This is a genomic window from Streptomyces cirratus, assembly GCF_014650775.1.
In the GTDB taxonomy this organism is placed as follows: domain Bacteria; phylum Actinomycetota; class Actinomycetes; order Streptomycetales; family Streptomycetaceae; genus Streptomyces; species Streptomyces cirratus.
On sequence record NZ_BMVP01000004.1, the window covers coordinates 404,942 to 417,927 of the forward strand.

Genomic DNA, 12,986 nt, shown 5'->3' on the forward strand with positions numbered 1-12,986 from the left:
CGGCCCGCCGCCCTCACGCCCCGCGGGGCCCTTCCGCGTGGCCGGCGGCGCGGGCGGTGCAGGAGCGGGCGACCTCGTCGGCGAAGAGGCGGGCCGGCGGGGTCAGGGCGCTCCAGCGGCGGACGGCCCAGCCCACCGCGAGGGGTGGCAGGGCGGGGACGGGCAGCAGCCTGAGCGGTCCGTCGGATCCGGGCACCCGCCAGCCGGGCAGGGCCGGTACCAGGGCGTGGCCGAGCCCGAGTTCGGCGAGCAGCAGGGCGGTGTCCCAGTCGGCCACGCTGGTGTCGGAGCGGCTGATGCGGACGCCGCGGGCGGCGAGGGCGGCGTCCAGGTGGGCGCGGGAGGCGGAGTTCTCGGGCAGCCGGATGTGCCGGATGCCGCTGAGCTCCGCGGGTTCGACGCGGGGCCGGGTGGCGAGGGGGTCGTCCGCACCGACCGCGAGGACCCAGGGCAGGTGCATGACGGGGCGCTGCTCGATGCCGCGGACGGGCTCGCCGATGGTGATCCAGGCGAGGTCGAGGTCGTCGGCGGCGAGGGCGGTGAAGCAGCTGCGGCTGGAGTTCTCGGTCTGGAACTCCAGGCTCACCTCGGGGTGGCGGCGGCGGAAGGTGACGACGGCCTCGGACATGAAGTGCCGGACGGTCGTGGCTCCGGTGGTGACGCGGACCGATCCGGCGTCCCCGTGGACGAGGTCGTCGAGGCGGCGCAGGGCGCCGTCGAGGCCGGCGATGCCGTCTGCGGCGGCGGCGAGCAGGATGCGGCCGGCTTCGGTGGGGACCACTCCGCGGGCGTGGCGTTCCAGGAGCGGGGCGCCGGTCTCCTTCTCCAGGCGCCGGACGTGCTGGCTGACGGCGGGCTGGGTCCGGCCGAGGTCGCGGGCGACGGCGCTGAGGCTGCCGGTGCGGCACACGGCGACGAAGACGCGGAGGTCGTCGAGGGTCATGAGATCCAAGCTACAGCTTGGGTATGGGGACGAAATCCCGGGATTGACTAGGGTATTGAGCGCGGTGAGGATCGGTACAGGGCCCGGGCGGCAACCTGGACCCGCGCCCGCCGCGGAGTCCGGACTCCAGGCGGGCACGGGTCCGGGTGTCGACCCACGAGGCCCTGGCAGTGCCTACGGGTTCAGGGCGTGAAGGTCCACCGTTGGGCCGGGGTGCCCGCGCAGGCGGTGCGGGTCAGGCGGGTGCCGTTGGCGGTCGCCGATCCCTCCGGCGTCAGGCATTGGCCGGAGTTGCGCAGGCTGCCGTCGTCTCCCGGCTGCCAGGTCTGGCCGGTGACGGCGGCGCAGGGCTGTACGGTGACGGCCGCCGCGTTCGTGGCGTCGAGGCAGACGCCGCCCAGGCCGGTGATGTGGCCGTCGCCCTGGAGGGTCCAGCGCTGGTTGGGGCCGCCGTGGCAGGTGTACAGGGTGGGTTCGGTGCCGGGTGCGGTGCTGCTGTGCGGCAGGTCGGCGCAGCTGCCCGACGCGGAGTCGACGAGGGTGGCGTCGGCCGGGAGGGGCGCCGCCCGGCCGGTCAGGGTGAGTTCTGCCGCGCTGGTCCAGGGTCCTCTCGCGCCGGCCTCGGTCAGGGCGCGCAGGCGCAGGTAGCGGCCCGTCTTCGCGGGCAGGGTGATCCGTTTCAGGGCCGCGGTGTCGGCGAAGGTCCCGGTGGCCACCGGTGGCCCCCAGTCGGTGGTGGTGTCGGACACGTAGATCTCGTAGGAGCCGATGCGGCCGTTGACCCCGCCGTCCTGCCGGGGCAGGTAGCCGAGGCCGTCCACCGCGTAGCGGGCGCCGAGGTCGATGCGCACCTCGTGGGGCAGCGGGGCGGGCGTGCCGGAGGACCACGCCGTGTGCCACATCGTGGCCGGGTCGCCGTCAAAGGCGTTGGTGGCGGCCCCGTTCTCGGCGGCGCTCTCCTGGCTGTCGGCGGAGAGCAGGCGCCAGGCCGACTTGGGCAGGGGGGCGGAGCCGGTCGGTATGGCGCCGGCGGCGGGAAGGGTGACCCCGGCGGCCGTGACGCCGAAGGCGCCCTGCTTCGTACCGGTCTTGACCCACAGGACGCCGGAGCGGTCGGCCGGGTCGAAGAACCAACCGGTGGTGGCGGCGTCGTATGCGCCCTTCGAGGTGAGCCGGGTGAGGGCCGCGCCGTCGACGGTGAGGGCGGTGGGCGCAGAGGCGACGTGGAGGGTGAACTCGTATCCCCGGGAGACCGGTTGTCCGGCGTAGCTGCCGGTGGGGGCGCCGACGGAGACGGTGACGGTACCCGTACCGGTGGTGGGGGCGCTGACGTTCACCTGCTGGCGGGCGAAGGCGCCCGACTGGTAGGCGCGGGTGCGGCCGTCGTCCTCGTAGAGGCTGAACGCCGAGTCGCCGCGCGGGTGGATGTCGTAGGTGAGGGTGGAGACGGGCTTCTCCCCCGTGTAGTTCATCTGCGGCCACATCGGCACGATGGCACCGCCCTTGACGAAGAGCGGCAGCGTGTCGAGGGGCGCCTGGTAGCCGTTCAGCCAGCCCGGGCCCGAGTAGGTCGCGCCGGTCCAGTAGTCCGTCCAGGTGCCGGCGGGCAGGTAGATGCCGTCGCGTACGGAGGTGTCGGAGACGACGGGCGCGACGAGGAAGGAGTCGCCGGCCATGAACTGGCCGCTGGTGAGGTTGCCCCGGGCCACCGGGTCGTCCGGGTACTCCAGGACCATGGCGCGGGTGCTGGGTACGCCGGTGTCGTGTGCGACGCGGCTCATCGTGTACAGATAGGGCATCAGCCGCATCTTGAGCTGGAGGTACTTGCGGTTGACGGACAGGTAGGGCTCGGCGAACCGCCAGGGCTGCTTGTCCTGGTAGCCGGCGGCCGGGTTGGTCGCGCCCCAGCCGGACATGGTCATGAAGGCGGGGGTGAAGGCCTTCCACTGGAGGTCGCGGGCGTAGGTCTTGGGGCTGCCGCCGAAGATGCCGTCGATGTCGCCGGAGGCGTAGTTGATGCCGGACAGGCCGGCGCCCGTGATGGCGGGGACGTGCCAGCGCATGTCGTCCCAGGTGCCGTTGGTGTCGCCGGTCCAGACGACGGCGTTGCGCTGGGTGCCGGCCCAGCCGTCGACGGTCCAGACGTAGCGCCGGGCGTCGGAGTTCTTCTCGATGCCCTCAACGGCCTGCCGGACGCCGGTGAAGGCGCTCTTGTATCCGCCGCCGATCCAGGCGACGTCGGTCTTCACGCCGCGGGTGCCGGCGCCGCCGACTTCGGCCGCGATGTCGGTGAGGCCGGTGGAGGTCCACAGGCCGGTCTGGAACCCCTTCGCCTTGAGCGCGTCGACGGTGGACTTGAGGGGCGCGGTGTAGCCGCATCCGTAGCCGTCGTTGGGCAGGAACCAGCCCGAGGGCATGTCGGCGGCGCGGGCGTCGGCGGCGTAGCCGACCACGTCGGGGGTGGTCTGGTGGCGCAGGCGGCCGTGGTCACCCTGGTAGGCGGGGTTGGAGGCGTTAAAGCAGTCGGCGTTGCCCAGTTCGAAGCCCCACATCGGCGCCATGAAGGGTTTGCCGCTGACGTCGGTGTAGGCGTCGAGGACCGACTTGAGGGAGTCGCCGGTGAAGTACCAGGCGTCGAAGCGCTTCTCGTCGTGGGTGAGGGTGGTGGGGGCGTTGAACCCGTACGAGCCGGGGGCCCAGGTGTTGCGCATGACGCCGTAGCCGTTGGTGGACATGTAGAAGGGGGCGGGGCTGGCGTTGTCGTTCTCGCGCCACTTGTTGTCCACGGCCACGGGGACGGTCTTGCCGCGCAGGGCCCATTCCCCGAGGCGCAGCCCGGTTCCGTAGAACTGCTCGTCCGCGCCGCGGGCGAGGTACTGGGTGGTCTGGGCGGCGGTCCAGGAGGTGGGCCGGGTCTCCTGCCAGACGAGGGTGGCGTCGTCAGCGCGGTAGACGGAGAACCGCAGGGGCGTCTTGTTGACGCGGACGGTCAGGGCGCCGGTGGTGATCCGGTAGTAGGCGCCCGCCTCTGCGTACGTGGTGTTCACGGGGCCGAAGTCGGTGGTGGGGGCGAGGTCGGAGCCGGCCGGGTCCTGGGTGAACGCGCCGTCGGGAGAGAGCCACAGCCGGAAGATGTCGGCGCGGGCGACGACCACGCGGGCCTTGGCGCCGGAGGACGTGGTCACGGTGAAGGTGTCGCCCGACTGGGTGAGGCCGGTGGCGTCGCCGGCGGTCGCGGGGGCCGGGGCCGCGTCGGCCGGAGAGGCCATCGGTCCGGCGGCTGCCAGTCCCGACATGGCGAGGGCGCCGGCGAGCAGGGCCGCACCGGGTATGCGGCGGCGCGCGCGGGGCCGGTGTCTGGCCGGGGCGGGGACGGGGACGGGACGGACGCGCCTCAGGGTCAGTCTCATGGGGCAGCTCCTCGTGCGGTCCGGGGTCACGGACACACCGCTTTGGCATGCGCCTGGCAAACAGCACGGCCAAGATAGCGGTTCCGGGGCGCGTGATGAAGGAAGATGCTCGGAATTGCGCACTACCACGCAACTTCACGCATGGGTCACTCAAACGTCATCGAGACGTTCGATCGCCACCAGCGCCGCGTCGTCCCCCAGCCGACCGTGCGGAGAGTGCCGGAGCAGGTCCGCGCACAGATGGCGCAGCAGGCCGTCCGGACCGTCGCCGGGCCAGGCGGCGGCCCGCTCCTTGAGGGGGTAGAAGGCACCGGCCGCGTTCCGGGCCTCGATGACCCCGTCCGTGTACAGGAGCACCACGTCGCCCGGTTCGAAGGGGAACGACTGCGCGGTGAAGCCACTCGGCACGAGGCCCGAGAGCCCCAGCGGCGGTGCGGGATGGTCCACCTGGAGCGCCACGGCCCGGCCGTCGCGCAGCAACAGCGGCGGGGGGTGACCGCAGCTGACGACCCGCAGGATCGTCTCGGTGTCCGGGAAGTCGACCACGGCGGCGGTGGTGAACCCCTCCCCCCGGGGCCGGCCCGCGTCGTCTCGCGTCTCGTCGTCCACGTCCGCGGCGACCGCGCCGTCGAGGTAGGTGACCAGCTCGGGCAGACCCGCCTTGCGGTGAGCGGCCGATCGGAAGGCGCCGAGGACGATCGCCGCCTCGCCGACCGCCTCCAGGCCCTTGCCCCGGACATCCCCGATGAGCAGCCGGGTGCCGTCGTCCGTACGGGTCGCTGCGTAGAGGTCACCGCCGATCTGTGCCTCGGCCTCGGCGGCCAGGTAGACCGAGGCCAGCCGCAAGGGACCCATGCGTTCACGCAGCGGCCTCAGCAGGACCTGCTGCGCGGTCTCCGCGACCGACCGGAGCTGGGTGAGCTGCGCCTCGTGCACCTCCCGCAGGTGTGCGAAGAAGGTGACGAACGCCGAGATCAGGACCAGCGCGATGATCTGGAAGGTGTGGTTCAGGTCGGTGACCGTGGTCCTGGCGACGGCCACCGCCACCTGCGCCGCGACCGCCACGGCTCCGATGAACGCGGTCGCCCGCGGCCCGGCGAACGAGGCGGTGACGGCCGGGGCGGCGGCCAGGAAGGGACCCAGATGCACATCGGGCGGCGCCAGCACGTCGACGGCGGTGACGGTCGCGATCAGGGCCAGGGGAACGGACAACATCCCCATGCGCGGTTCGCGGTACCGGCGGGTACCTCCGTGCTGCGGGCGTAGGTCCATGACTCTTGCATACACCCGCGCCGCTCCTTGGCGCGCAGGGGCGCGCGCGGCCGAACGGTACCCGCCCCCCGCCCCCCGGGCCGGACACGGTGCCGCGGGCCGCCGGGCGGCGAACCGGCCGCCCGGCGGGGCGCGGGGTCAGATGTCGAGCGTCGTCCCGGGGGCTACGACCAGGAGCGGCGGGGACGGTGCGGCGTGGTGGTGGCCGCAGGGGTCGAAGACCAGGACGAGGGGCTCCCCGGGGCGACCGCGCCAGGAGATCCGTTCCGCGCGGCCGGCGCACACCGGGCAGGGCGGCAGCGGGGCGGGGCGGGCCCCGGCGGTGCCCGGCGCCGCCCGGAGCGTCGGCGGCGCGGTGTGCGGGTCGGGCATGGCTACTCCCTGGTCCGGCGGTCGTGCTCCCGGCACTGTGTCATGCGCGGCTCGTCGCACGCACGGCCGTTCCGCCCGGTGTTCCGGCCGGCACCGCCCTGTTCGCGGGACCGGGCGGCGGCGCCGGCCTCAGGCGCCCCCGACCTTGACCGCCACCAGGCCCGACTCGGAGGCCGCGATGACCGCCTGGGCACGGTCGCGTACGCCCGGCTTGCCGAACACGCCGGTGAGGTGGTTCTTCACCGTGGAGACGCTGATGTCCAGTTCCCCGGCGATCCCGGCGTTGTCGAGGCCCCCGGCGAGCAACCGCCACATCCCCAGCTCGCGCGGGGTCAGACCCTCCTGCCCCGCCGGGACGCACACGGGCCGCGGGGACGGGCGGGGGTGCGGACGTAGGCGGGCCCCGGTTCCTCGACGCGGCAGATCGGCTTCGCGACCGGGCTCGGCGTCCTGCTCTGTACCTTCCTGCTGTCGATCGTGCTCGTGCCGGCGCTCGCCGCGCTGCCGGGGCGCTCCCCCTGGTGGCCGCTGCGGCCGCGCGGCGCCGAACGGCGGTCGCGGGCGGGCGTGGCCGCCCAAGGGCCGGCCGCCGTGACCGGAGCGCCGGTGCGCGAAGGACCGTGGGGTCCTCGCGCACCGGCGCCCGTGCAGCCGCCCGTCGACCGGGCCGAACCCGTCAGCCGAGCTTGGCGACCTCCGGGTGGGCGTCCAGCCAGGCCCGGACGGCCTGCTGTTCCTTGCCCTTGCCGGTCTCCTGGATCTTGGCCTCCAGCCCGGTCAGCTGCTGTTCGGTCAGCTTGAACGAGCGCATCCAGGCGGCGACTTCCGGCTCGTCGGCGGCGAAGCCCTTGCGGGTGACCGTGTGGATGCCGTCGCCCTTGCCCCAGGCGCCCTGCGGGTCCTGGAGCTTCTTCATGTCGTACGAGGCGTAGGCCCAGTGCGGCGACCAGAGCACGACCGCGACCGGCTCCTTCTTGGCGTAGGCCCGCTTGAGTTCGGCGAGCATGCCCGGGGTGGAGCCGTCGACGACCTGGTACTCGCCGTCGAGGCCGTACTGCGGAAGGACCTTGTCCTTGAGCATCTTCATCTCGCCAGCGCTGGGCTCGATGCCGATGATCCGGCCCTTGAACCGGCTTCCCTTGCCCTTGAGGTCGGCGAGGGAGGTGACGTCCTTCATGTACGAGGGGACGCTCAGTTCGAGGGACGTCGGGCCGTACCAGGAACCGAGGTCTTCGAGCTTGTTCCCGTACTTCTTCCAGTACTCGGACTGGGTGACGGGCAGCCACGCGTCGGTCTGTACGTCGATCTGGCCGCCCGCGAGGCCGGTGAAGAGGGCGCCCAGCTCCAGTTGGCGGGCGTCGACCTTGTAGCCGCGCCGCTCCAGGAGCTCCTTCCACAGGTAGGTGGAGGCGATGCCCTCGTCCCAGGGGATGTAGCCGATGCTGACGGTGCGGCCCTTGCCGGTGTCGGGGACGCCGGAGGCGGTCGTGGCGGTCGTCCCGCCGCCGAACATGCCGATGCCGCCCGCGACGAGGGCCAGGACCACGACGCCGCTCAGCGCGTGGACGGGCTGCGGCCGGTGCTGCCACACCCTGGCCGCGCCCTGCGTGGCGGCGCGGGCCTTGGCGAGGGCGCGCCGGCCGAGCGGGGAGACCTGCCGTCCCAGGGCGCCGGTCATCCGGTCCAGGTACATGGCGAGGATGACGATGGAGATGCCCGCCTCGAAGCCGAGGCCGATGTCGACGCTGCCGATGGCGCGGTAGACGGCGCCGCCGAGCCCGCCGCCGCCGACCATGCCGGCGATGACGACCATGGACAGCCCGAGCATGATGACCTGGTTGATGCCGGCCATGATCGTGGGCAGGGCCAGCGGCAGCTGCACCCGGACGAGGGTGTTGCGCGGGGTGGTGCCGAAGGCGTTGGCGGCCTCGACCAGCTCGCCGTCGACCTGGCGGATGCCGAGCTCGGTCATCCGTACGCCCGGGGGCAGCGAGAAGATGATGGTCGCGATGATGCCGGGGACCACGCCGACCCCGAAGAAGATGATGCCGGGGATGAGGTAGACCATGGCGGGCATGGTCTGCATGAAGTCCAGGGCGGGCCGCAGCACGGCGCTCACCCGGTCCGAGCGGGACGCCCAGATCCCTAGCGGCACCGCGATCACGAGGGTGACCAGGGTGGCGACCAGGACCAGCGAGAGCGTGGACATCGCGTCGTCCCACAGGCCGACGGAGTCGACGAGCGCGAACCCGGCGAAGGCGAGCAGACCGGCGAGGAGCCCGCGCAGCCACCAGGCGCCGACGGCGAGGATGCCGGCGAACAGCAGGGGGGCCGGGGCGGACAGGACGGCGTCGATGCCGTCGTAGAGCCCGTTGACCAGCGAGCTGATCGCGTCGAAGAGCCAGGACAGGTGGCGCTGGAGGAAGTCGACACCGCTGTCGACCCAGGCGCCGAGATGGATGCGGGGCATCAGGCGGCCACCTCCGTCGCGCAGTGCACCGGGGGCCGCTGTTCGTCACCGATGAAGGCGATGAGGCGGTCCTGGCCCACCGATCCCACGACGGAGCCGTCCGCGCCGGTGACGGCGACGGGGTGCGGGACGCGGGCGCTGACCGCGCACAGGTCCGCGAGCGGGGTGGCCTCGCTGACGGTGGGGCAGTCGCAGGCGTCGGCGCCCGGCTCGGGTTCGTCCATGACGGCGTCGGCCGTCAGGACCCGGGAGCGGTCGACGTCTTGGATGAACGAGGCCACGTAGTCGTCCGCGGGCCGGGTCAGGATGTCCTCGGCGGTGCCCTGCTGGACGATCCGGCCGTCGCGCATGACGGCGATCGAGTCGCCGAGCCGCATGGCCTCGTTGAGGTCGTGGGTGATGAAGACGATCGTCTTCTTCAGCGTGCGCTGGAGTTCGAGCAGCTGGTCCTGCATGTCGCGGCGGATCAGCGGGTCAAGGGCGCTGAACGACTCGTCCATCAGGAGCAGGTCGGCGTCCGTGGCGAGGGCGCGGGCGAGGCCGACACGCTGCTGCATGCCGCCGGACAGCTCGTCGGGCCAGGACTTCTCCCAGCCGCCGAGCCCGCACAGCGCCAGCGCCTCGGCGGCGCGCCGTTCGCGCTCGGCCCGGGGGACGCCCTGGACCTCCAGGCCGTAACCGGCGTTCTCCAGAACGTTCCGGTGCGGGAACAGAGCGAAGTGCTGGAACACCATGCTGATCTTCGTGGAACGGACCCGGCGCAGCTCCGCCGGGGCGAGGGCGGTGAGGTCCTCGCCGTCGAAGAGGATGCGTCCGGCCGTCGGCTCCAGGAGTCCGTTGAGCATGCGCAGGAGCGTGGACTTGCCGGACCCGGACAGACCCATGACGACGAAGATCTCGCCGGGCTCGACGCGGAAGGAGGCGTCGATCACGGCGGCCGTGATGCCGTCGGCGCGCAGTTCCTCGCGGTCGGCGCCGTTTTCGAGCGTGCGGATCACCGCCGCGTCACCTTCGCCGTCGCCGGGCCGTCTGCCGAACACCTTGTACACGTGCTCGGCCTGGAGCGTGGACACATACACCTCGCGGGTCGTGGGGGATACGGCTCGCGCGCCGGTGGGGCGACGCGCACCGTGGAGCGGTGCGGGATCCGCCCGCCCCTCCGCCGACGGTGTGACAGGCCGGTGGAAGGTTCCGTTCCGGACTCCCTCGTTCCCGGCTTAATTCAGTGCAAACGCAAAGGTGATCTACCTCACGGTGAAGGTAAGGAAGTGAGCGGGCATACGACGACGCACGCCGCCGGGGGTGGCGACGTGCGTCGGGGGTGGTGCCGGCTGTTCGCCGCGCCCTTCGCGGGCGCGAGTCCGTCAGACCCGGAGGGCGGGCGCGGTGCGCCCGGCAGGGGTTTCGGACGGCTCCGGATCGGCCAGCATGGACTCCCGCAGGTGGGTGAGGAGCCGGGTCAGCAGCCGCGAGACCTGCATCTGGGAGATGCCCAGAGCCGCACCGATCTGGGCCTGGGTGAGCTCCTCGCCGAAGCGGAGCTGGAGCATCCGGCGCTCGCGGTCGGTGAGCTTTTCGAGCAGCGGGGCGAGGGTCTGGATGTCCTCGACCAGCTCCATGGCCGGCTCCTCCTCGCCCATGACGTCGGCGAGGCTCTGGCCTTCGGTCTGGTCGCCGTGCTCCGACTGCGGGGCGTCCAGGGAGCCGCTGGTGTGGCCGTTGGCGGCGACGAGCCCCTCCACGACGTCTTCCTCGGTCAGGCGCAGGTGCGCGGCGAGGTCGGCGACGGTGGGCGAGCGGTCGAGCCGTACGGTCAGCTCTTCCTTGGCCTTGGCGATGTCGATGCGCAGCTCCTGGAGCCGGCGCGGGACGTGGACGGCCCAGGTGGTGTCACGGAAGTGCCGCTTGATCTCACCGGTGATGTACGGCATGGCGAGCGTGGAGAACTCGTTCTCCAGACTCGGGTCGAAGCGGTCGATGGCCTTGATCAGGCCGATCGTCCCGACCTGGACGATGTCTTCCATGTCACCGCCCTCGCCGCGGCCGCGGAAGCGGCGGACGGCGTACTGGACGAGTGAGGCGTTCATCTCGATGAGCGTGTTGCGGACGTACTGGTACTCCGGGGTGCCCTCGGACAGCTCCCGAAGGCGCTTGAAGAAGACCTTCGAGAGTTCCCGCGCGTCCGAGGGGGCCACCTCCCGCGGGTCCTCGATCAGCGGGAGACCCGCGGTGTGGGGACGGGGGCGGGGGGCGGGGACTCCCGTGTCGGCCGGACGAGCGGTGTCGGCGGTGCGGGAGGAGGGGACGGGGACCGGCATGGGGGTTCGCTCCTTGGGCTGGTCGGCTTGCGGCGCGGGACCTTGACTGCGGTAGATGTTGTACTGCTTCCGCTCTTACGTCAAGAATTACCGGAAACGCTTTTCGCGTATTGCGCCACCGGAATCAGATGTCGCATGATGACCCTATGGGCAGTCCGTCTCAGCGACATAATTGGACATTTTTGACGAACCATGCTCGCGTCCTCGTGACCATCGCGCGCGATCCCGGCGTACGTCTGAGGGATGTGGCGACCACGTGCGCCCTCACGGAGCGCACCGTGCAGGCGATCGTCACCGACCTCGAGACGGACGGCTACCTGCGGCGGGTGCGGGACGGACGCCGCAACCGGTACGAGATCTCCGACAACGCGCTGTTCCGCCACCCCGCCGAGGCGGGCGTCCAAGTCGCCGGGCTGCTCGCTCTCCTCGCCGGTGCCCCGCGCTCGCGCCAGGCGGAAGCCGGCTCGGCGTCCGAAGCCGGCGTCGGCATCGGCGGCTAGACCCGCCCCGTCCGCCGCTCACATCACCCGGAACGCGTCCGCCGTGCGGTCCCGGTGGAAGGTCAGCCGGTCCCAGGCCGGGAACGCCAGGTCGGTGAAGGCCAGGAGGCGTCCGGAGGCGTCGTGGAGCGCGCGGCGCACCGTCAGGCCGCAGGCGGGTGCCATGGCCACCGGCGGATGGGTGGTGCGGGTCATGGTGAGGGTCTCCACCGTCCGGCCCTGGGTCGCGGCGCGCTCCAGCCAGCGCTCCAGAGGCGCGAGGTCCAGGTCCCGCACGGCCACCCGCTCGCGCAGGTCCGCCAGCTCGGGAGTCCGCTCCACGACGCGCGGGCAGAGGTACGTCACCGCCTGCCGGCGCGTTTCCCCCGCCGGGCCCAGTTCGCGGTGGTGGTGGACGAGCGTGCGCTCCCCGCCGCGCATCCCGAGCAGCGCGGCGAAGGACGGCGACACGGTGACGAGCGTGAGCCGGCCCAGGGTGACGGCGGCCGCCGGTGCGGGTGCCTGAGGGCCGGGATGGGCGTCCGCCGGTGCGGGTGCCTGAGGGGCGGGGCCGGTGGCGGCCGGTGCCGGGATCCGGGAGGCCGGGTCGGTGGCGGCCGGTGCCGGGATCCGGGAGGCCGGGTCGGTGGCGGCCGGTGCGGGGCGGGTGCCGCGCCGCCCGGTGACGACCAGACCGTCCTCGCGCAGCTGCTGGAGGGCGGCCCGGACGGTCTGCCGGTTCACCCCGTAGCGGGCGGCGAGGCTGCGCTCCGAGGGCAGTTTCCCGCCCGGGCCGTGCGCCCCTCGGGCGAGTTCTTGCCGCAGCGCGGCGGCGATCCGCTGGTACTTGGGCATGGCGGCCGGGCCGGGCATGACGTCTCCTCTGACGGGGGCCAAGGGCTGCGGTCTGCCCCACCAACGTAGCAGTGGTCTATACCTTTGGCGCGGGTCCGTCGGGCAACCGGAACCACCTTGGCCGAAATCCCTACCCCCTCATGCTCCGGTGCGCCTGCTTGGTAGGCCCCCGGCGGCGATCAGCGGCGGCTCGCCGACCACCGAGGCGAAGCGGCGGGCGAACGCCGCGCGGGACAACCCGGCGCGGGTGCCCAGCGACTCCACGGTCCAGGGATGGCCGGGATCGTCGTGGATCGCCTTCAGGGCCGGGGCGACCGCCGGGTCGGTCAGCGCGGCCGCCCAATCCCGATGTCGCCGGGCCCGAGCGCGAGCGGTTGGCCGTGCGGTGGCAGCAGGTGGCAGTGCCCTTCCACGACCACGTGGAACCATCGGTGGAACCTCCGGCATCGGCTTCGCGGTAGCCCGACAGGCCGCTGCGGCCGGGGCGGACGTCGCTGCACCGCGACTGCGCGACGGCGGCTCGATCACTTTCAGCTCCGGTGTCCTCGCGATCCGCCCCTTGTCCGGAACCGCGCTCACGGCAGGTATCACCGGCGGCATCGAATCCCTGTCCCGGGCACTCGCCGTCGAACTCGCCCCCCTGCGCGTCAACGTGATCCGGCCCGGTGTGATCCGCACCGAGCTGTGGGACGGCAGTGTCCCGGACCCGGAGGCTTTCCTCCGGGGCGCCGGGTCCGAGCTGCTCACGCGGCGTGTCGGCACAGCCGAGGAAGCCGCGGCGGCCCACCTCTTCGTCCTGGCCAACGCCTACGTCACCGGCACCACGCTCGCGATAGACGGCGGCGCGGCACTGGTGTGACACACGCG

The 12,986-nt window shown here is 72.7% G+C and carries 11 protein-coding genes and 1 pseudogene; 2 read left to right on the forward strand and 10 right to left on the reverse strand.

What is annotated here, in order from left to right; translation table 11 throughout:
* Positions 1-13: 13 nt before the first annotated feature.
* The 8 genes from IE207_RS14405 to IE207_RS14440 all read right to left on the reverse strand — a co-directional run bounded on the left by IE207_RS14405 (position 14) and on the right by IE207_RS14440 (position 10,785).
* On the reverse strand, positions 14-943 hold the full coding sequence (locus tag IE207_RS14405; protein WP_190184546.1) for a LysR family transcriptional regulator: 930 nt from the start codon (positions 941-943) through the stop codon (positions 14-16).
* A gap of 182 nt (positions 944-1,125) precedes the next feature.
* Complete coding sequence (locus IE207_RS14410) at positions 1,126-4,353, reverse strand: TIM-barrel domain-containing protein (protein WP_268250184.1); 3,228 nt, start codon at positions 4,351-4,353, stop codon at positions 1,126-1,128.
* Between the two features lie 150 nt (positions 4,354-4,503).
* Positions 4,504-5,574, reverse strand: a complete 1,071-nt coding sequence (locus IE207_RS14415; protein WP_229873716.1) for a PP2C family protein-serine/threonine phosphatase — start codon at positions 5,572-5,574, stop codon at positions 4,504-4,506.
* A gap of 189 nt (positions 5,575-5,763) precedes the next feature.
* On the reverse strand, positions 5,764-5,997 hold the full coding sequence (locus IE207_RS14420) for a hypothetical protein (RefSeq protein WP_190184548.1): 234 nt from the start codon (positions 5,995-5,997) through the stop codon (positions 5,764-5,766).
* A gap of 129 nt (positions 5,998-6,126) precedes the next feature.
* Complete coding sequence (locus IE207_RS14425) at positions 6,127-6,360, reverse strand: helix-turn-helix domain-containing protein (RefSeq protein WP_229873717.1); 234 nt, start codon at positions 6,358-6,360, stop codon at positions 6,127-6,129.
* A 313-nt stretch (positions 6,361-6,673) separates the two neighbouring features.
* Complete coding sequence (locus IE207_RS14430; protein WP_190184549.1) at positions 6,674-8,467, reverse strand: ABC transporter permease/substrate binding protein; 1,794 nt, start codon at positions 8,465-8,467, stop codon at positions 6,674-6,676.
* A complete protein-coding gene (locus tag IE207_RS14435) occupies positions 8,467-9,540 on the reverse strand; it encodes a quaternary amine ABC transporter ATP-binding protein (RefSeq protein WP_190184550.1) in 1,074 nt (357 codons plus the stop codon). Before IE207_RS14435 ends, IE207_RS14430 begins: the two co-directional genes overlap by 1 nt.
* Positions 9,541-9,831: 291 nt before the next feature.
* Positions 9,832-10,785, reverse strand: a complete 954-nt coding sequence (locus tag IE207_RS14440; RefSeq protein ID WP_190184551.1) for a SigB/SigF/SigG family RNA polymerase sigma factor — start codon at positions 10,783-10,785, stop codon at positions 9,832-9,834.
* Between the two features lie 182 nt (positions 10,786-10,967).
* Between IE207_RS14440 and IE207_RS14445 the strand changes: the two genes are divergently transcribed.
* Positions 10,968-11,285 (forward strand): MarR family transcriptional regulator, encoded by a 318-nt coding sequence (locus IE207_RS14445; protein WP_373304710.1) that lies wholly within the window; start codon positions 10,968-10,970, stop codon positions 11,283-11,285.
* An 18-nt stretch (positions 11,286-11,303) separates the two neighbouring features.
* Here the strand turns inward: IE207_RS14445 and IE207_RS33765 are convergent, their stop codons facing one another.
* Together IE207_RS33765 and IE207_RS14455 are read right to left on the reverse strand one after the other, a co-directional pair.
* A complete protein-coding gene (locus IE207_RS33765) occupies positions 11,304-12,137 on the reverse strand; it encodes a winged helix-turn-helix domain-containing protein (protein ID WP_268250185.1) in 834 nt (277 codons plus the stop codon).
* Positions 12,138-12,299: 162 nt separating this feature from the next.
* Positions 12,300-12,473, reverse strand: a pseudogene (locus IE207_RS14455) (AraC family transcriptional regulator); the annotation flags it as partial.
* A 31-nt stretch (positions 12,474-12,504) separates the two neighbouring features.
* On the opposite strand from IE207_RS14455, the gene IE207_RS14460 reads away from it, so the two are divergent.
* Positions 12,505-12,978 (forward strand): SDR family oxidoreductase, encoded by a 474-nt coding sequence (locus IE207_RS14460; RefSeq protein ID WP_229873718.1) that lies wholly within the window; start codon positions 12,505-12,507, stop codon positions 12,976-12,978.
* Positions 12,979-12,986 lie beyond the last annotated feature (8 nt).